Raw genomic sequence first — 17,966 nt, 5'->3', positions numbered from 1 at the left:
GGTGACACCTTCAATACATTCACTACTAGACCGTACGACGGACCATCAGTTCCTTGATCTTGCCAATCGCCTTGGTCGGGTTCAGTCCCTTGGGACAGACGTCGACGCAGTTCATGATGGTGTGGCAACGGAACAGGCGGAACGGATCGTTCAGGTTGTCCAGGCGGTCGCCCGTGGCTTCGTCGCGGCTGTCGGCGATGAAGCGGTAGGCTTGCAGCAGGCCGGCCGGGCCGACGAACTTGTCGGGGTTCCACCAGAACGACGGGCAGGAAGTGGAACAGCACGCGCACAGAATGCACTCGTACAGGCCGTCCAGCTCTTCACGGGCCTCGGGCGACTGCAGGCGCTCTTTTTCGGGCGGCGGCGTGTCGTTGATGAGGTACGGGCGAACCGAGTGGTACTGGTTGAAGAAGTGCGTCATGTCCACGATCAGGTCGCGGATGACGGGCAGGCCCGGCAGCGGACGCAGCACGATGGGTTCCTTCAGTTCGCGAAGGTTGGTCGTGCAGGCCAGGCCGTTCTTGCCGTTGATGTTCATGGCGTCGGAACCGCACACGCCTTCACGGCACGAGCGGCGCAGCGCCAGGCTGTCATCGACGTCGTTCTTGATGCGCACCAGCGCATCGAGCAGCATCTTGTCGGTGGGCTGGAGTTCGACTTCCAGCTTCTGCATGTACGGGCGCTCGTCCTTGTCCGGATCGTAGCGGTAGATTTCGAACTTGACGATTCTCTTGGTGCTCATAGTGGGCTCTATCCGGACTTAGAAGGTACGCGCCTTGGGCGGGAAGGACTCGACCGTCAACGGCTTCATCTGCACCGGCTTGTAATCCAGGCGGCTGCCTTCGGAGTACCACAGCGTGTGCTTGAGCCAGTTTTCGTCGTCGCGGGTCGGGTGGTCGTCCAGCGCGTGGGCGCCGCGGCTTTCCGTGCGGTTGGCGGCCGACTTGATCGTGGCGCGGGCCACTTCGGTCATGTTGGCCAGTTCCAGCGCTTCGACGCGCGCGGTGTTGAACACCTTGGACTTGTCCTTGAAGTAGATGTTGTCGGCTTGCTTGGCCAGGTCTTCGATCTGGGTCACGCCTTCGTTCAGCAGTTCCAGCGTGCGGAACACGCCGCAGTGGCGCTGCATCGAGAAGCGGATGGCGTTGCCGATGTCTTGCGTCTTTTCGCCCGAGGTGCGCGCTTCCAGCTTGTTCACGCGGTCCAGCGAGAATTCGACGGCTTGCTGCGGCACGTCCTGGTGGGCGTGCTGGCGTTCCGGGTGCGAATTGACGATGTGGTTGCCGGTGGCGCGACCGAACACGATCAGGTCCAGCAGCGAGTTCGTGCCCAGGCGGTTGGCGCCGTGCACCGACACCGCGGCGCATTCGCCGATGGCGTACAGGCCGTTGACGATCTTGTTCTCGCCGTTTTCGCGCGTCAGCACCTGGCCATGGTAGTTGGCCGGAATGCCGCCCATCTGGTAGTGGATGGTCGGAACGACGGGGATCGGTTCCTTGATCGGGTCGACGTTGCCGAACTTGATGGCGATTTCGCGGATCGAGGGCAGGCGCTTGTTGATGACGTCGGCGCCCAGGTGGTCAAGCTTGAGCACCACGTAGCTGCCGTCCGGACCGCAACCGCGGCCTTCCTTGATTTCCTGGTCCATCGAGCGGGACACGAAGTCGCGCGGGGCCAGGTCCTTCAGCGTGGGCGCATAGCGCTCCATGAAGCGTTCGCCATCCTTGTTCAGCAGGATGCCGCCTTCGCCACGCACGCCTTCGGTGATCAGCACGCCGGCGCCGGCCACGCCGGTCGGGTGGAATTGCCAGAATTCCATGTCCTGCAGCGGAATGCCCGCGCGGGCAGCCATGCCCAGGCCGTCACCGGTGTTGATGAAGGCGTTGGTGGAAGCGGCCCAGATACGGCCGGCGCCGCCGGTGGCCAGCACCGTGGTCTTGGCTTCCAGGATGTAGATTTCGCCCGTTTCCATTTCGAGGGCGGTCACGCCCACGACGTCGCCGGCTTCGTTGCGCAGCAGGTCCAGCGCCATCCATTCGACGAAGAACTGGGTGCGCGCAGCGACGTTGCGCTGGTACAGGGTGTGCAGCAGCGCGTGGCCGGTGCGGTCCGCGGCGGCACAGGCGCGCTGGACCGGCTTTTCACCGAAGTTGGCGGTGTGGCCACCGAACGGACGCTGGTAGATGGTGCCGTCGGGGTTGCGGTCGAAGGGCATGCCGAAGTGCTCGAGCTCGTACACGGCATTCGGGGCTTCGCGGCACATGAATTCGATGGCGTCCTGGTCGCCCAGCCAATCCGACCCCTTGACGGTGTCGTACATGTGCCAGTACCAGTTGTCTTCGCTCATGTTGCCCAGCGAGGCGCTCACGCCGCCCTGCGCGGCAACGGTGTGCGAACGCGTGGGGAACACTTTGGACAGCACCGCAACCGACAGGCCCGCTTGGGACAGTTGCAGCGAACAACGCATGCCGGCTCCACCGGCGCCAACGACCACCACATCAAACTGGCGGCGCGGCAAGGATTTCAGGACAGAGACCACGGCTTAGATGCTCCAGAGGATTTGCGCAAAGTAAATGACCGTACCGATCAACCAGAGGATCGTCAGCACTTGCAGCAGCAGGCGCAGGCCCACAGGCTTGACGTAGTCCATCCAGATGTCGCGCACACCGATCCAGGCGTGCCAGGCCAACGCAAAGAAGGCAAGGGAGGCCAGGATCTGGCCAACCGGAATGAAGCCCACGTAGAAATTGAACAGCTTGACCCAGTGTTCGTACGTGAAGGCAGGCATCGTCAGGATGCCGATGAGCAGTACCAGCGTATACACGGCCATGATGACGGCGGTGATGCGCTGGATGATGAAGTCCATGACGCCATAATGAGCGCCGACGACCAGGCGCTTGGGTCCGTAGTTTTTAGCGGCGGCCATTTACAGCACTCCGAACAGTTTGAGACCGAACACCAGCGTCAGCGCCAGGCTGACACCGAAGACCACGCCGGCGCTTTTCTTGGCCGACAGCTTGTCGATACCGATGTGCAGGTCGAGCAACAGGTAGCGAATGCCGGCACAGAAGTGGTGCAGGTAGCCCCAGATCAGGACCAGGAAGACAAGCTTGACGATCGGGTTGGCCGCGAACGAGGCGATCCAGGCGAACGATTGCGGTGCGGCCACGCTCGCTGCGAACAGCGGCACGATGACCAAGGGCAAACAGAGGAACAGCAAAATGCCGCTGATGCGGTGCAGGATGGACAGCTTGCCGGCCAGGGGCAGGCGATAGGAGAACGCAACTTGGGCAAGCCCAATATTGCGAAACTGCGGACGTGGCTTGGCAGCGGTGTCGGACATGACGGCCTCGGTGTTTCGGAACTAGGGAATCGTGACGGCGCTAATGCCGTGGCCCTTGCGGGCAAACACGGTATTTTCGCCCAGAGATTGGGTTGGTATCAAATCGTAGGTAAAAAGCTCATCAATTCAGACTATTGCGGTAGTGGTATCGATCGGTCAAGTACAAGCCCCGCCGAATTTCCATGGGGCGGTCACCATAGGTGTACGACACGCGATCCACCTGCAACAACGGCGTGCCGGCGGCAACATTAAGCAGCGTACAGACTTCGGCCGGCGCGGCGACCGCGCGCAGCTTTTCGTCCGCGCGCACCATGCTGACGCCGAACTCGGATTCAAACAGGCCATAGAGCGGCGCCTTGTTGGCGGTCAGCAGCTCGAGGGTGAGGCCGCGGAAGATGGATCCCGGCAACCAGATGTCGTCCAGCACGGTGGGTGTCTGCCCCATGGACAGAAGGCGGCGGATGGACACCACGGTTTCACCGGCGCGCAGGTCGAGGGCGCGCGCGATCTCGGCGGGCGCCCTCAGGCGGCGGCATTCGAGGATTCGGCTTTCGGCGCGGCCGGGCTCGCCTTCTTCGTCGGCGGCCAGGCGCAGGAACCGGTAGCGCACGCGGGCTTCATGGTGGGTGGCGACGAAGGTGCCCTTGCCCTGGCGGCGCAGCAGCAGGTGTTCGGCGGCCAACTCGTCGACCGCCTTGCGCACCGTGCCCTGGCTGACCTGGAAACGGGCAGCCAGATCGATTTCGCTGGGGATGAGTTCGCCGGGCTTCCATTCGCCGCGGTCCAGGCTCTGGACGAGCAGATCCTTGATCTGGCGGTACAACGGACTGAAAGCGGCTCCCTCGCCCGTTGGACGGGCGGCGCGTGTGCGTAAGGAGGTTTCGGGCCGGGGGTCTGCCATGGATCGTCTTGGTAGTGTCATGTTCATCCGGAGAATGGAAACGCAGCGCAAAGGATTGCGGTTCCATCCACAATGCGCTGCTGCGGTGCCGGTGTTCTGGCCTGATACAGGCGCGCAGCCGGCGGTGCTGCGGCGCATTCGAACAAACGCTCTATTGTGGCATATCGGGCGCGGCGCTGTCCAACGTCTTATGTCTTATATAAGATATAAGATCAATTGACGCACACGTAAATTCGATCTAGGATTCCTGGCTGTCCGGCGACGCGCCCGCCCTGGGGTGTAACCACCTGTCCAGGCGCCCTGCATGCGCTGTCTTTGCCGCTCAACGGATTACACTGATTGGTGAGATTTTTTTCTCGCCACACCATTACGGAGAACGTCCATGTCTAAGCCTGCCTTGCGTGTCGCCGTCACCGGCGCCGCCGGCCAAATCGGTTACGCACTGCTGTTCCGCATCGCCTCGGGCGAAATGCTGGGCAAAGATCAGCCCGTCATTCTGCAGCTGCTTGAAATTCCTGACGAAAAAGCGCAAAAGGCCCTGAAGGGCGTCATCATGGAACTGGATGACTGCGCCTTCCCGCTGCTGCAGGAAGTCACCGCCCACAGCGACCCCCGCACGGCCTTCAAGGATGCGGACGTGGCCCTGCTGGTCGGCGCCCGCCCGCGCGGCCCCGGCATGGAACGCAAGGACCTGCTGTCGGTCAACGCCCAGATCTTCACGGCGCAGGGCAAGGCCCTGAACGACGTCGCCAGCCGCAACGTCAAGGTCCTGGTGGTCGGCAACCCGGCCAACACCAACGCCTACATCGCCATGAAGTCGGCGCCGGACCTGCCCGCCAAGAACTTCACCGCCATGCTGCGCCTGGACCACAACCGCGCCCTGTCGCAGCTGTCGGCCAAGTCGGGCAAGCCGGTCGCCGCGATCGAGAAGCTGGTCGTGTGGGGCAACCACTCGCCCACCATGTACCCCGACTTCCGCTTCGCCACCGTCGGCGGCGAATCGCTCGCCAAGCTGATCAACGACGACGCCTGGAACCGCGACACGTTCATCCCCACCGTGGGCAAGCGTGGCGCCGCCATCATCGAAGCCCGTGGCCTGTCCTCGGCCGCTTCGGCCGCCAACGCCGCCATCGACCACGTCCGTGACTGGGTCCTGGGCAGCAACGGCAAGTGGGTCACGATGGGCATCCCGTCGGACGGCTCCTACGGCATCCCCGAAGGCATCATCTACGGCGTGCCGGTCACGACCGAAAACGGCGAATACAAGCGTGTCGAAGGCCTGGAAATCGACGCCTTCTCGCGCGAGCGCCTGGACTTCACGCTGAAAGAGCTGCTCGAAGAGCGCGACGGCGTCAAGGACCTGCTGAAGTAAGCAGCGCTTGAGTCAAGGATTGGGCCCGTTCATGCGGGCCCAATCCTTAAGCAGGACCGCTTTTGTAAGACCGCTTTTGCAAGACCGAGACATACACGTGTCCCTTTGCCTCGCCATCGGCGATTGTCGCGAAGGGGACAGATTTATGTTCCGGACCCGCGCTAAGGTCGTGGGCTAACCACAAGAAACGGAGACCTCCATGTCCAGACCCGAATCCGCCGGCGCCCTGTTCCGCCGCGCCCTCGCCGAAGAAAGCCCGCTGCAGATCATCGGCGCCATCAACGCCAACCACGCGCTGCTGGCCAAGCGCGCCGGCTACCGCGCGATCTACCTGTCCGGCGGCGGCGTGGCCGCGGGTTCGCTGGGCCTGCCCGACCTGGGCATCAATACCATGGACGACGTCCTAACCGACGTGCGCCGCATCACCGACGTGTGCGACGTGCCGCTGGTGGTCGACATCGACACCGGTTTCGGTCCGTCGGCCTTCAACATTGCCCGCACCGTCAAGAGCCTGATCAAGTTCGGCGCCGCCGCCTGCCACATCGAAGACCAGGTCGGCGCCAAGCGCTGCGGCCATCGTCCCGGCAAGGAAATCGTCAGCACCGAAGAAATGGCCGACCGCGTCAAGGCGGCCGCCGATGCCCGTACCGACAGCGACTTCTACCTGATCGCGCGCACCGACGCCATTGCCTCGCACGGCGTGGACGCCGCCATCGAGCGCGCGCTGGCCTGCGTCGAAGCCGGCGCCGACGCCATCTTCGCCGAAGCCGCCTACGACCTGCCCACCTACGACCGCTTCGTCAAGGCCGTCAAGGTGCCGGTGCTGGCCAACATCACCGAATTCGGCAAGACGCCGCTGTTCTCGGTCGAAGAGCTCAAAAGCGTGGGCGTGGGCATGGTGCTCTACCCGCTGTCGGCCTTCCGCGCCATGAACAAGGCCGCCGAAGCCGTCTACACGGCCATTCGCCGCGACGGCCACCAGAAAAACGTGGTCGACCTGATGCAGACGCGCGAAGAACTGTACGACCGCATCGGCTACCACGAGTTCGAATCGAAACTGGATGCCCTCTTCCAGAAGGGCAAGGCGTAACCCGCGCCGCCCGGCAACCGCATCCGGCGCCGCGACATCCTTGCGGCGCCCCGCTACCTCCCATTGCATCGACCACCGCGAAAGGAAAGGAGTAGACACATGAGCACGGCTCCCAAGAAGCAAGCAGCCAAGCAGGACGCAGCCAAGCCGGAAACCAAGCCGCAGGCCGCGCCGGAAGAAAAGGCCGGCTTCAAGCCCAAGAAATCGGTTGCGCTGTCCGGCGTCGTCGCCGGCAACACCGCGCTGTGTACGGTTGGCCGCAGCGGCAACGACCTGCACTACCGCGGCTACGACATCCTGGATATCGCGCACACCAGCGAATTCGAGGAAATCGCCCACCTGCTGGTGCACGGCAAGCTGCCCAACAAAGCCGAACTGAAGGCCTACAAGGAAAAGCTGCGCAGCCTGCGCGGCCTGCCCGTCACGCTGCAGGACGCGCTGGAAGCGCTGCCGGCCGCCAGCCACCCGATGGACGTCATGCGCACGGCCGTCTCGGTGCTGGGCTGCGTGCTGCCTGAGAAAGACGACCACAACACCCCGGGCGCGCGCGACATCGCCGACCGCCTGATGGCCAACCTGGGCTCGGCCCTGCTGTACTGGTACCACTACAGCCACAACGGTCGCGTCATCGACGTGCAGACCGACGACGACAGCATCGGCGGCCACTTCCTGCACCTTTTGCACGGCGAAAAGCCCAGCGAAGACTGGGTCAAGGCGATGCACATCTCGCTGAACCTGTACGCCGAGCATGAATTCAACGCGTCCACGTTCACCGCCCGCGTCATCGCCGGCACCGGCTCGGACATGTACTCGTCCATCACCGGCGCCATCGGCGCGCTGCGCGGCCCCAAGCACGGCGGCGCCAACGAAGTCGCGTTCGACGTGCAAAAGCGCTACGAGACCCCCGACGAAGCCGAGGCCGACATCCGTCGCCGCGTCGAAGCCAAGGAAGTCATCATCGGCTTCGGCCACCCGGTCTACACCGTGTCCGACCCGCGCAACAAGGTCATCAAGGAAGTCGCCAAGAAGCTCTCCAAGAAGGCCGGCAGCACCAAGATGTTCGACATCGCCGAACGCCTTGAAACGGTCATGTGGGACATCAAGAAGATGTTCCCCAACCTGGACTGGTTCTCGGCCGTCAGCTACCACATGATGGGCGTGCCCACCGCCATGTTCACCCCGCTGTTCGTGATTGCACGCACCGCGGGCTGGTCGGCCCACATCATCGAGCAGCGCATCGACAACAAGATCATCCGCCCCACCGCCAACTACGTGGGTCCGGAAGACCAGAAGTTCGTGCCGCTCGACAAGCGCAAGTAATGACCATGGGCCTGCCGACGCATTTCCCCGCGCCGCGCAGGCCCCGGGCCGCCTGTACACACTCAGGAGAGGTACCGATATGTCTGCCCCGATCTCCAACGTCCGTCCCGCGCCCGACCAGGTCCTGGTCGATATCGCCGACTACGTTCTCAACTACGACATCCAGAGCGGCCTGGCCTACGAGACCGCCCGCAACTGCCTGATCGACACTCTGGGCTGCGGCCTGGAAGCGCTGGAATATCCCGCCTGCCGCAAACTGCTGGGCCCGGTCGTGCCGGGCACCGTCGTGCCCCACGGCGCCAAGGTCCCCGGCACCCAGTTCCAGCTCGATCCTGTCCAGGCCGCCTTCAACATCGGCGCGATGATCCGCTGGCTGGACTTCAACGACACCTGGCTCGCCGCCGAATGGGGCCATCCGTCCGACAACCTGGGCGGCATCCTGGCCACCGCCGACTGGCTCTCGCGCATCGCCATCGCCGCCGGCAAGCCGCCCCTGACCATGCGCGACGTGCTCACCAGCATGATCAAGGCCCATGAAATCCAGGGCTGCATCGCACTCGAAAACTCGTTCAACAAAGTCGGCCTGGACCACGTCGTGCTGGTCAAGGTCGCCTCGACCGCCGTCGTCGCCCAGATGCTGGGCCTGGACCGCGACGAAGTCATCAACGCCGTCTCGCTGGCCTGGGTAGACGGCCAGAGCCTGCGCACCTACCGCCACGCCCCCAACACCGGCAGCCGCAAAAGCTGGGCCGCCGGCGACGCCACCAGCCGCGCCGTGCGCCTGGCCCTCATCGCCCGTACCGGCGAAATGGGCTACCCGTCGGTGCTGAGCGCCAAGACCTGGGGCTTCTACGACGTGCTCTTCAAGGGCCAGCCCTTCAAGTTCCAGCGCCCCTACGGCAGCTACGTCATGGAAAACGTGCTGTTCAAGATCTCGTTCCCGGCCGAATTCCATTCCCAGACCGCCGTCGAATGCGCCATGCAGATCCACGACCGCCTCAAGACCCTGGGCAAGACCACGGACGACATCGCAAGGATCACCATCCGCACCCACGAGGCGTGCATCCGCATCATCGACAAGAAAGGCCCCCTGAACAACCCCGCCGACCGCGACCACTGCATCCAGTACATGGTCGCCGTCCCCCTCCTGTTCGGCCGCCTCACCGCCGCCGACTACGAAGACGCCATCGCCCGCGACCCGCGCATCGACCTCCTGCGCGACAAGATCACCTGCGTCGAAGACCCCGCCTACACCCGCGACTACCACGACCCCGACAAACGCTCCATCGCCAACGCCCTGACGGTCCACTTCACCGATGGCTCCACCCTGGACGAGGTCGTCTGCGAATACCCCATCGGCCACAAACGCCGCCGCACCGACGGCATCCCCCTGCTGGAAGCCAAATTCAAGACCAACCTGGCCCGCATGTTCCCGGCCCGCCAACAAGCGAAAATCCTGGACGTGTCCCTGGATCAAGCCAAGCTGGAGGCGATGCCCGTGAATGAGTACGTCGACCTATACGTGATCTAACGGCAGGCGCCCCCCCGCCACCCGAAAGAAATTCGTCCCCACACGCTGCGCGCCCCAAGCAACACCCCTCCCCCCGCGCGCAGCGCCCCCCTCCCGACGCCCAGAAGCGCGTAAGCCCAAGAAGGCCGCCCGCGCGGCCGATTTGGGCGGGCCCCGCAAACCTCTCCCACCCCCACCCGGTGCAGCAACGCCCCGATCCTCGAAACCCGTAGCCCCTCGGGGCGGCGGCTTGCGGAGCGGGCAACCTCGATGCGCCCGAGGGAATTCGAAGGGAGCCGAAGGCGGACGAGAATGACGAAGGGGCAGTCCGGCGCCCGCGCGCCGGACCGCAATCGTGGGCGCCCGCTCCGCAAGCCGCCGCCCCGAGGGGCGACCTACGAAGAACCGACACATCCCCCCGCATTACAATGCCAGCTCCCCAAAAAACACACACCGGACCCCAACCATGGCAATGCTCTGGGTAAAGACCTTCCACATCGTCTTCATCGCCTCCTGGTTCGCCGGCCTGTTCTACCTGCCCAGAATCTTCGTCAACCTCGCCCAGCAATCCGACTCTGCCGTCCAGGTCACCCTGCTGGGCATGGCCCGCCGCCTGTACCGATTCACCACCATCCTGGCCGTCATCGCCGTCATCCTCGGCATGTGGCTCTACCTGGGCTACGGCATCGGTGTCGGCCCCGGCAGTGGCTGGATGCACGCCAAGCTCTTTTTCGTCCTGCTCGTCATCGGCTACCATCACGCCTGTGGCGTCATGCTGCGAAAATTCGAACAGGGCAAGAACACCCGTTCGCACAAGTTCTATCGCTGGTTCAACGAAGTTCCCGTCTTGCTGCTCTTGGTGGTGGTGGCGCTGGTCGTCGTCAAACCCTTCTGATTCCCCCTACCCTTTGCACATTCGCCAGGATTCGTATGTCCGCTGATGACCAGGACCGCCCGCGCAAGACGCTGACGATCAAGAAAACCGCGCGCGACGCGCACGCCGAAGAGGCGCCCAAGCGCGTGCGCACCGGCGCCCGCGCCCGCCTGGTCGCCCAGAACGAGCGCACCAAGGAAAGCATCGAACGCCAGAAGGACCCGGAAGGCTATCAACGCCGCCAGCAAGAAGAAGCCGCGCGTTACGCCCGCAAGCCCGCTTCCGGCGGCCGCGGTTCCGCGGACCGCGGCGCCTCCGACCGTAGCCCGTCCGGCCGCGGCCCGGCCTCGCGCGGCCAGGAGGCACGAGGCCCCAGCAGCCGTGGCCCGTCGTCCGACCGCAACCGCGACGACAACCCGCGCCGCGACGCCGCGCCCAGTCCCCGTTCCGGCCGCCCGCAGCAGCGTGCGCCCCGCCTGGACGACCAGTACATCGCGCCTGCCACCCCGGCCGGCCGCTTCTACGACCCGTTCGAAGACGACGGCCCCGCCCCCGAATTCGCGCCCGAACCCGACTACGATGACGCCGCCGACGCGGGCCACGCCTCGGCCGGCCGCCACGACGACGCGCACGACCACGACCACGACCACGATCATCGCGACCGCGAGCCCGTCGTCGAAGTGCGCAGCCGCCGTCCGCGCGAAACCCGCCAGGCTGAAATCTTCAAGGTGTTCGCGCCCTGCCCGCAGGGCCTCGAAGAAGCCCTGACCGCCGAAATGCAGGCGCTGGGCTACGACGACGCCCAGGCCGGCCGCGCCGGCTGCTCGTTCACCGCCGACTGGTCCGGCGTGCAGCGCGCCAACCTGTATTCGCGCCTGGCGACCCGCATCCTGGTGCAGGTCGCCCACGCCGAGATCTCGCACGAAGACGACATCCTCGACCTTGCCCGCGACACCCCCTGGGAACGCTGGTTCGGCGCCGAGCAGACCCTGCGCGTCGACACCTCCGCCATCAAGAGCCCCGTGCAGAGCCTGCAGTACTGCAACCTGCGCGCCAAGGACGGCATCTGCGACCGGCTACGCGAACTGGAAGGCGAACGCCCCAGCATCGACACGGTCCGCCCCGACGCGCGCGTGCACCTGTTCCTGACCGGCCACACCGCCACCCTGTACCTGGACACCTCCGGTGAATCGCTGTTCAAGCGCGGCTGGCGCCTGGACAAGGGCGAAGCGCCGCTGCGCGAAAACCTGGCCGCCGGCATGCTGGCGCTGGCGGGCTGGGACCCGGCCGCACCGCTCCTGGACCCCTTCTGCGGATCCGGCACCATCCTGATCGAAGCGGCCTGGATCGCCCTGGGCGTGCCCCCCGGCATTTCGCGCCCGTTCGGCTTCGAGCGCCTGCGTGACCACGACGCCTACCGCTGGCGCGACCTCAAGGACGACGCCCGCTCGCGCATCCTGCCGCAGCTGGACGCGCCCCTGGTCGGCTACGACCTGGACCCCCAGGCCGTGGAATTTGCCCGCAACAACGCCGAACGCGCCTGGCTGACGGCCGATTCCATCCGTTTCGAAGTGGGCGATGCCCGCCAGATCGAGGCCCCGGCCGACCACGGCTGGATCGTCACCAATCCGCCCTACGGCGAGCGCATGCTGACCGAACCGGACGCAGACCTGTGGCGCGACTGGGCCACCTGCCTGAAGCGCAACTTCGCCGGCTGGCAGTTGCACGTCATCACCAGCGACATGACCCTGCCCAACCAAATGCGCCTGAAACCCAAGCGCCGCGTGCCGCTGCACAACGGCGCCCTGGACTGCCGCCTGTTCGGCTTCGAACTGGTCGCCGCCGGCTACCGCGACGCCTGACCTTCCCCTACCCCGCCCGGGGGCTTTCCCCTGGGCGGCGGCCTGCCTGCCCCCTCCCCCCGCTCGTTGTAAAAGCGCCGCAACATGGCGCCCGTATCTTTGCTTATGGTGCCCCGCAGCGCCGATTTGGGGCATCATCAGCACCATGGTGTTGCCGAAATGCACCGGACGCTTGCACAGTTTCAGGGTTAACCCTATAATTCGGGTAATCCCTAGTAGCTAAACAACTGTGCAAGCCCGTGGAGGCTATTGTGATCAACCCGAACAACACCATCCGCCTGACCGACGAACTCGAGCGTCAACTGATGCTCCAGGCCATCGAAGAACAATTCCGCCCGCATCCGATGCGTGCGTTGGCCGCAGGCCTGCGTAAGCTGGCCCACGGCGTCCGTGCCCTGGCTGGCAAGACGAGCGCCAAGAACGCGCACTCCGCCGCCTGAGCATGGCCCCAGGCCCTCGGGCCTGACCGTTTTCCCCTTGGGGGCTGCATAGCCCCTTTTATAGACCCGCCCTTACCGGCGGGTTTTTTTTATGGTCGGCCGCTTTGTCGGATAATACCGGCCCATGACCGACACCCTCCTTGACCAGACTCCCAACCGGCTGCGCCGGTTTGCCTGCATGATGTACGAAGCCGTGCTGCTGTTTGGCGTGGTGTTCCTGGCAGGCTACTTGATGGACACGCTGACCCAGAGCAAGAACGCGCTGGAACTGCGATCGGCCCGCCAGGCGTGGCTGTTCGTGGCCATCGGCGCCTATTTCGTGCTGTGCTGGCGCCGCCGTGGGCAGACCCTGCCCATGAAGACCTGGAACATCCGGCTGGTCGACCGCGACGGCAACACGCCGTCCACCCCGCGCCTGGTGTTGCGCTACGTGCTGGCCTGGCCGCTGGTGCTGGCGGGCGCCGCGCTGGTCAAGCTGGCCGCCATGGCCACGGGCTGGGCGTCGGTGGACATGTTCATCGTCGCGGCGCCTTTCGCGATCTTCGTGTGGTCCTGGTTCGACCCCGACGGCCAGTTCCTGCACGACCGCATCCTGGGCACCCGCCTGCGCAATGCGCCGCAACGCAAGAAAGCGCGCTGATATCGCACCAACGCGGGCGCTGACCGCCAGCTGAACATACCTGCTTACAAATAGCAAAATCGTGCGTCGAATTCGACGCATGCTTTCAGAAAGTTGAAAGTCAGTCGCAAAGACAATGAGGCCCCTTTCACAGACGCCTCAAAAAAATCATGCGCGCTTTCCTTTCCCGCCTGTCGCTGGCCGCCGCCAGCGTGCTGTTGTTCCTGCCCCTGGGCGCGTCCGCCCAGAACGCCGCTGCACAGCAGGAAATCGAAGCGGCCATGAAAGCCGCCTTCGCCGCTGCCCAGGAGGGCCCGGCCGACGTCAAGCTGGGCGACCAGGCCGTGGTGCACCTGCCTGAATCCATGTTCTTCGTGCCGCGCGCCCAGGCCGACCGCCTGATGGCCGCCTACGGCAACGGCAAGGACCCCTCGCTCCTGGGCGTGGTCATGCCCAAGAGCGACGATGACGACTGGGTCATCACCGTGAACTTCGACAAGGCCGGCTACATCAAGGACGACGACGCCAAGAACTGGAACGTCAACGAACTGCTGGACAGCCTGCGTGAAGGCACCGACCAGTCCAACGAAGAACGCAAGAAGCGCGGTTTCCCCGAACTGGTGATGGACGGCTGGGTCGAATCGCCCAAGTACGACAGCAACACGCAGCGCCTGGTCTGGTCGGTGGCCGTCAAGCACAAGGGCGACACCGCCAACGACAACCCCACGGTCAACTACAACACCTACGCACTGGGCCGTGACGGCTACATCACGCTGGACCTGATCACCCAGAAGAGCCTGGTGCCCAAGGACAAGACCGCCGTGCTGACGCTGCTGGACAACCTGAAGTACGTCGAAGGCAAGCGCTACGCCGATTTCAATTCGTCGACCGACAAGGTGGCCGAATACGGCCTGGCCGCGCTGGTGGCCGGCGTGGCCGCCAAGAAGCTGGGCCTGTTCGCCGTGATCGCCGCCTTCCTGGCCAAGTTCGCCAAGGTCGGCATCCTGGCCGCCGCAGCCCTGGGTGGCGGTCTGTGGAAGCGCATGCGCGGCAAGAAGGCCGATCAGGCCCAACCCTGAGCCGGCTTGCGTCCTGAACGATGAAGCTGATCCTGTTGTTGCTGTCGGGCTTCAAGTACCTGAAGTTCGGCAAGCTGCTGGCCACCGGCGGCACCATGCTGCTGTCGGTGGCGGCGTATGCCCTGGTGTTCGGCTGGCGCTACGCCGCGGGCTTTGTCCTGTTGCTGCTGCTGCACGAAATGGGGCACTACATCGCGGCGCGCCAGCGCGGCCTGGATGTGGGCGCCCCGGTATTCATTCCCTTCGTGGGCGCCTGGATCCAGCTCAAGGACATGCCGCATGACGCGGACACCGAGGCCTATGTGGGCCTGGGCGGCCCGCTGGCGGGCACCGTGGCGTCGCTGGCCTGCTATTTTGCCGCGCGCAGCACCGGCAGCGACCTGCTGCTGGCGCTGTCGTACGCGGGTTTCTTCATCAATCTGTTCAACCTGATCCCGCTGTCGCCCTTTGACGGCGGCCGCATCACCGCGGTGCTGTCGCCACGCATCTGGCTGGTAGGCGTGCCGGTGCTGGTGGCGCTGTTCTTCTGGCGTCCCAGCCCTATCCTGATCCTGGTGGCCGTGCTGGCCTTTCCCAATGTGCTGCGGGCCTTCAAGTACGACCCCACGCTGCCCGAGAACCAGGCCTATTACGGCACCACGCTGGAAAGCAAGCTGACCTACACCTGCGCCTACCTGGGCCTGGTGTGCGTGCTGGCCATCATGGCCCACGACGTACACGAGATGCTGGGGCATCTGCGCGGCTGATTCGCGCATGGCGCCTGCCTGACGCCCCCCCACGCCCCCCATTGAACGACACTTCGGCGCGCATAAATGGCGCCGCGGTCACAACAGCGTCACGGATTCTTCATGTCCCCGTCATCGCGGGATGGTCTCATTCCCAGGCATGACGACAGCCCACATGGATACGACCGTGAACGAAATCCGCCCCACGCACTGGCGCGCTCTCTGGATTTCCGACATTCACCTGGGTACCGCCGGGTGCAAGGCAGAATTCCTGCTGGATTTCCTTGAGCACAACGACTCCGACACCCTCTACCTGGTGGGCGACATCGTCGACGGCTGGCAGTTGCGCAAGCACTGGCACTGGCCGCGCGCCCACAACGACGTGATCCAGCGCATCCTGCGCAAGGCGCGCAACGGCACCCGGGTGGTGTTCATCCCCGGCAACCACGACGAATTCGCCCGCGAGTTCGCCGGCTTCGCCTTCGGCGACATCGAGATCCTGGACGAGGACGTGCACGTGACCGCCAAGGGCATGCGCCTGCTGGTGCTGCACGGCGACCAGTTCGACGGCGTGATCCAGCACAGCCGCTGGCTGGCGCACCTGGGCGACGGCCTCTACCAATTGGCGCTGTGGATCAACCATCACTTCAACCGCCTGCGCCACCGCATGGGCCTGCACTACTGGTCGCTGTCGCAGTACCTGAAGCACAAGGTCAAGAACGCGGTGTCGTTCATCACCGACTTCGAGGAAGCGCTGGCTGGCGAAGCCCGCCGCCGCGGCCTGGACGGGGTGGTCTGCGGCCACATCCACAAGGCCGAACTGCGCGACGTGGGCGGCATCCTCTACTGCAACGACGGCGACTGGGTGGAAAGCCTGTCGGCGCTGGCCGAGACCCACGACGGCCAGCTGCAGCTGCTGGACTGGGCCGCCATCCAGGCCGAACGGCAGGCCGACCCGGCCCAGCGCAAGCCGCGTTCCCTGTCGCTGCCCGCACTGCCTTCCGCCCTGCGCCGCCAGGGCAAACACCCGTGATAACCCTTATACGTCCCCGTTACGCAACGGGGATATTGCAGTTCACGGCCCTCTAGGTCATGCTTGCAGTTGGGGCAACGGGCAAAAACTGACCCGTTCACGCTGCAACATGCTTACAACATAGGGCCATGAACGACCAATATCAGGCGCTCTACCAATCATTCCGCTGGCTGGTTCCCACCCAGTTCAACATTGCGGAAGCGTGCTGCCACCGCTGGGCATCCAGTAGTCCGGATGCGCGGCGCATCGCCATCTACTACGAAGATGAAGCCGGCAACCGCGAGGTCTGGACCTATGCGCGGCTGGCCGAGGCCGCCAATCAACTGGCCAACGGCCTGGTGAAGATGGGCGTGGGCCGTGGCGACCGGGTCGGTGTGGTTTTGGGACAACGCCCGGAAACCGTCGTCGCCCACATGGCCATCTACAGCGTGGGCGGCGTGGTACTGCCGTTGTCCACCTTGTTCGGCCCCGAAGCCCTGCAAAGCCGCCTGTGCGATTCGGACACCCGCGTCGCCATCGTCGACCACGCCTCCAGCGCCAACCTGCTGGCCGTCAGCGACCATTGCCCCGCCCTGCAGCAGATCATCGGCATCGGTTTCGCCGACGAGCGCGTGCTGCCCTGGCGCAGCCTGCTGGCGCGCCAACCCAGTGAATTCAAGCCGGTGCCCACCCGCTCGTCGGACCCGGCCATCCTGCTCTATACGTCCGGCACCACCGGCGCGCCCAAGGGCGCCCTGCTGCCCCACAGCGTGCTGATCGGCAATCTGCCGGGCTTCGTGGCCTCGCAAGACTGGTTCCCGCGGCCCGCCGACGTGTTCTGGTCGCCCGCCGACTGGGCCTGGACCGGCGGCATGATGGACGCGCTGCTGCCCACGCTGTATTTCGGCCACCCCATCGTCGGCACCCGCGGACGCTTCTCGGTCGAACGCGCTTTCGAACTGATGGAGCGCTACCAGGTCACCAACACCTTCCTCTTCCCCACCGCGCTGAAGATGATGATGAAAACGGTGCCGGAGCCCCGCAATCATTACCAGCTGGCCCTGCGTTCCATCATGAGCGCCGGCGAGAGCGTGGGCGAGACCGTCTTCGAGTGGTGCCAGTCCGCGCTGGGCGTCACGCCCAACGAGATGTTCGGCCAGACCGAAATGAACTATGTGGTGGGCAACAGCCAGAAGCGCTGGCCGGCCAAGCCGGGCAGCATGGGCCGCCCCTACCCGGGCCACCGCGTCGCCGTGCTGGACGATGCGGGCCAGCCCGTGGCGGCCGGCGAAACCGGCGAAATCGCGGTCAACCGCAACGACATCCACGGCTACCCCGACCCGATCCTGTTCCTGGGCTACTGGCGCAACGACGCCGCCACCCAGGCCAAGTTCAAGGGCGACTGGTGCCTGACGGGCGACCTGGCCCGGGTGGATGCCGACGGCTACCTCTGGTACGCCGGTCGGGCCGACGACGTCTTCAAGTCGTCGGGCTATCGTATCGGCCCCGGTGAAATCGAAAGCTGCCTGATCGGCCATCCGGCGGTAGCGAACGCTGCCGTGGTGCCCAAGCCGGACGCCGAGCGTGGGGCGGTGGTCAAGGCCTATGTGGTACTGACCCCGGAATTCGCGCAGCGCGATCGCAGCGACATCATCGAGAACCTGCAGGAACACGTGCGCGAGCGCCTGGCGCCGTACGAATACCCCAAGGAAATCGAATTCGTCGAAGAATTGCCCATGACCACCACCGGTAAAATCCAGCGTCGCATCCTGCGCCTGCGCGAAGAAGAACGCGCGCGGGCCGCCAAGCCACACTGACG

General features: G+C 65.0%; 17 protein-coding genes. 12 read left to right on the top strand and 5 right to left on the bottom strand.

Going from position 1 to position 17,966, the window contains the following annotated elements; all coding sequences use genetic code 11:
• Window positions 1–25: 25 nt before the first annotated feature.
• From HV798_RS01830 to HV798_RS01810, 5 genes are all read right to left on the bottom strand, one after another.
• Window positions 26–742, bottom strand: coding sequence for a succinate dehydrogenase iron-sulfur subunit (locus tag HV798_RS01830; protein ID WP_025141294.1), 717 nt, complete (start codon window positions 740–742; stop codon window positions 26–28).
• A gap of 18 nt (window positions 743–760) precedes the next feature.
• Window positions 761–2,539: a succinate dehydrogenase flavoprotein subunit gene (gene sdhA, locus HV798_RS01825; RefSeq protein ID WP_175191082.1), complete on the bottom strand. Its 1,779-nt coding sequence runs from the start codon at window positions 2,537–2,539 to the stop codon at window positions 761–763.
• Between the two features lie 3 nt (window positions 2,540–2,542).
• Window positions 2,543–2,926: a succinate dehydrogenase, hydrophobic membrane anchor protein gene (sdhD, locus tag HV798_RS01820; protein ID WP_025141296.1), complete on the bottom strand. Its 384-nt coding sequence runs from the start codon at window positions 2,924–2,926 to the stop codon at window positions 2,543–2,545.
• The gene (gene sdhC, locus HV798_RS01815; protein WP_025141297.1) at window positions 2,927–3,343 is read right to left on the bottom strand and encodes a succinate dehydrogenase, cytochrome b556 subunit; all 417 of its coding nucleotides are present in this window, start codon (window positions 3,341–3,343) and stop codon (window positions 2,927–2,929) included.
• A gap of 121 nt (window positions 3,344–3,464) precedes the next feature.
• Complete coding sequence (locus HV798_RS01810) at window positions 3,465–4,244, bottom strand: GntR family transcriptional regulator (RefSeq protein ID WP_175191121.1); 780 nt, start codon at window positions 4,242–4,244, stop codon at window positions 3,465–3,467.
• A 382-nt stretch (window positions 4,245–4,626) separates the two neighbouring features.
• Between HV798_RS01810 and HV798_RS01805 the strand changes: the two genes are divergently transcribed.
• The 12 genes from HV798_RS01805 to HV798_RS01750 all read left to right on the top strand — a co-directional run bounded on the left by HV798_RS01805 (window position 4,627) and on the right by HV798_RS01750 (window position 17,964).
• A complete protein-coding gene (locus HV798_RS01805; RefSeq protein ID WP_175191081.1) occupies window positions 4,627–5,616 on the top strand; it encodes a malate dehydrogenase in 990 nt (329 codons plus the stop codon).
• 199 nt (window positions 5,617–5,815) lie between these two features.
• Entirely contained in the window at window positions 5,816–6,706 is an 891-nt protein-coding gene (gene prpB, locus HV798_RS01800) for a methylisocitrate lyase (protein WP_025141300.1), read from the top strand.
• Between the two features lie 99 nt (window positions 6,707–6,805).
• Entirely contained in the window at window positions 6,806–8,026 is a 1,221-nt protein-coding gene (gene prpC, locus HV798_RS01795) for a bifunctional 2-methylcitrate synthase/citrate synthase (protein WP_175191080.1), read from the top strand.
• Between the two features lie 79 nt (window positions 8,027–8,105).
• Window positions 8,106–9,557, top strand: a complete 1,452-nt coding sequence (locus HV798_RS01790; RefSeq protein ID WP_175191079.1) for a bifunctional 2-methylcitrate dehydratase/aconitate hydratase — start codon at window positions 8,106–8,108, stop codon at window positions 9,555–9,557.
• A 445-nt stretch (window positions 9,558–10,002) separates the two neighbouring features.
• Window positions 10,003–10,431: a CopD family protein gene (locus tag HV798_RS01785; RefSeq protein ID WP_175216323.1), complete on the top strand. Its 429-nt coding sequence runs from the start codon at window positions 10,003–10,005 to the stop codon at window positions 10,429–10,431.
• Window positions 10,432–10,466: 35 nt separating this feature from the next.
• Window positions 10,467–12,272 carry a THUMP domain-containing protein gene (locus HV798_RS01780; protein WP_175191077.1) on the top strand — a complete coding sequence of 602 codons (1,806 nt, stop codon included), beginning with the start codon at window positions 10,467–10,469 and terminating at the stop codon, window positions 12,270–12,272.
• Window positions 12,273–12,523: 251 nt separating this feature from the next.
• The gene (locus tag HV798_RS01775) at window positions 12,524–12,712 is read left to right on the top strand and encodes a hypothetical protein (protein ID WP_006393542.1); all 189 of its coding nucleotides are present in this window, start codon (window positions 12,524–12,526) and stop codon (window positions 12,710–12,712) included.
• Window positions 12,713–12,836: 124 nt separating this feature from the next.
• Complete coding sequence (locus HV798_RS01770; RefSeq protein ID WP_025137197.1) at window positions 12,837–13,352, top strand: RDD family protein; 516 nt, start codon at window positions 12,837–12,839, stop codon at window positions 13,350–13,352.
• Between the two features lie 149 nt (window positions 13,353–13,501).
• Window positions 13,502–14,410, top strand: a complete 909-nt coding sequence (locus HV798_RS01765; RefSeq protein WP_175191076.1) for a DUF2167 domain-containing protein — start codon at window positions 13,502–13,504, stop codon at window positions 14,408–14,410.
• Window positions 14,411–14,430: 20 nt separating this feature from the next.
• Window positions 14,431–15,156 (top strand): site-2 protease family protein, encoded by a 726-nt coding sequence (locus HV798_RS01760; protein ID WP_175191075.1) that lies wholly within the window; start codon window positions 14,431–14,433, stop codon window positions 15,154–15,156.
• 139 nt (window positions 15,157–15,295) lie between these two features.
• Complete coding sequence (locus tag HV798_RS01755) at window positions 15,296–16,168, top strand: UDP-2,3-diacylglucosamine diphosphatase (protein WP_175191074.1); 873 nt, start codon at window positions 15,296–15,298, stop codon at window positions 16,166–16,168.
• Between the two features lie 128 nt (window positions 16,169–16,296).
• Window positions 16,297–17,964 (top strand): acetate--CoA ligase, encoded by a 1,668-nt coding sequence (locus HV798_RS01750; RefSeq protein ID WP_175191073.1) that lies wholly within the window; start codon window positions 16,297–16,299, stop codon window positions 17,962–17,964.
• Window positions 17,965–17,966: the final 2 nt, after the last annotated feature.

This window comes from Achromobacter deleyi, assembly GCF_902859705.1.
Lineage (GTDB): Bacteria > Pseudomonadota > Gammaproteobacteria > Burkholderiales > Burkholderiaceae_B > Achromobacter > Achromobacter deleyi.
Note: the sequence above shows the minus strand (reverse complement) of the source record. Positions and strands in the feature narration are given on the sequence as shown.

Bases quoted from the DNA above. Each gene is read 5' to 3' on its own strand.
- HV798_RS01830 (WP_025141294.1), bottom strand. From the start codon at position 742: ATGAGCACCAAGAGAATCGTCAAGTTCGAAATCTACCGCTACGATCCG.
- sdhD (WP_025141296.1), bottom strand. From the start codon at position 2,926: ATGGCCGCCGCTAAAAACTACGGACCCAAGCGCCTGGTCGTCGGCGCT.
- sdhC (WP_025141297.1), bottom strand. From the start codon at position 3,343: ATGTCCGACACCGCTGCCAAGCCACGTCCGCAGTTTCGCAATATTGGG.
- HV798_RS01810 (WP_175191121.1), bottom strand. From the start codon at position 4,244: ATGGCAGACCCCCGGCCCGAAACCTCCTTACGCACACGCGCCGCCCGT.
- HV798_RS01805 (WP_175191081.1), top strand. From the start codon at position 4,627: ATGTCTAAGCCTGCCTTGCGTGTCGCCGTCACCGGCGCCGCCGGCCAA.
- prpB (WP_025141300.1), top strand. From the start codon at position 5,816: ATGTCCAGACCCGAATCCGCCGGCGCCCTGTTCCGCCGCGCCCTCGCC.
- prpC (WP_175191080.1), top strand. From the start codon at position 6,806: ATGAGCACGGCTCCCAAGAAGCAAGCAGCCAAGCAGGACGCAGCCAAG.
- HV798_RS01790 (WP_175191079.1), top strand. From the start codon at position 8,106: ATGTCTGCCCCGATCTCCAACGTCCGTCCCGCGCCCGACCAGGTCCTG.
- HV798_RS01785 (WP_175216323.1), top strand. From the start codon at position 10,003: ATGGCAATGCTCTGGGTAAAGACCTTCCACATCGTCTTCATCGCCTCC.
- HV798_RS01780 (WP_175191077.1), top strand. From the start codon at position 10,467: ATGTCCGCTGATGACCAGGACCGCCCGCGCAAGACGCTGACGATCAAG.
- HV798_RS01770 (WP_025137197.1), top strand. From the start codon at position 12,837: ATGACCGACACCCTCCTTGACCAGACTCCCAACCGGCTGCGCCGGTTT.
- HV798_RS01765 (WP_175191076.1), top strand. From the start codon at position 13,502: ATGCGCGCTTTCCTTTCCCGCCTGTCGCTGGCCGCCGCCAGCGTGCTG.
- HV798_RS01760 (WP_175191075.1), top strand. From the start codon at position 14,431: ATGAAGCTGATCCTGTTGTTGCTGTCGGGCTTCAAGTACCTGAAGTTC.
- HV798_RS01755 (WP_175191074.1), top strand. From the start codon at position 15,296: ATGACGACAGCCCACATGGATACGACCGTGAACGAAATCCGCCCCACG.
- HV798_RS01750 (WP_175191073.1), top strand. From the start codon at position 16,297: ATGAACGACCAATATCAGGCGCTCTACCAATCATTCCGCTGGCTGGTT.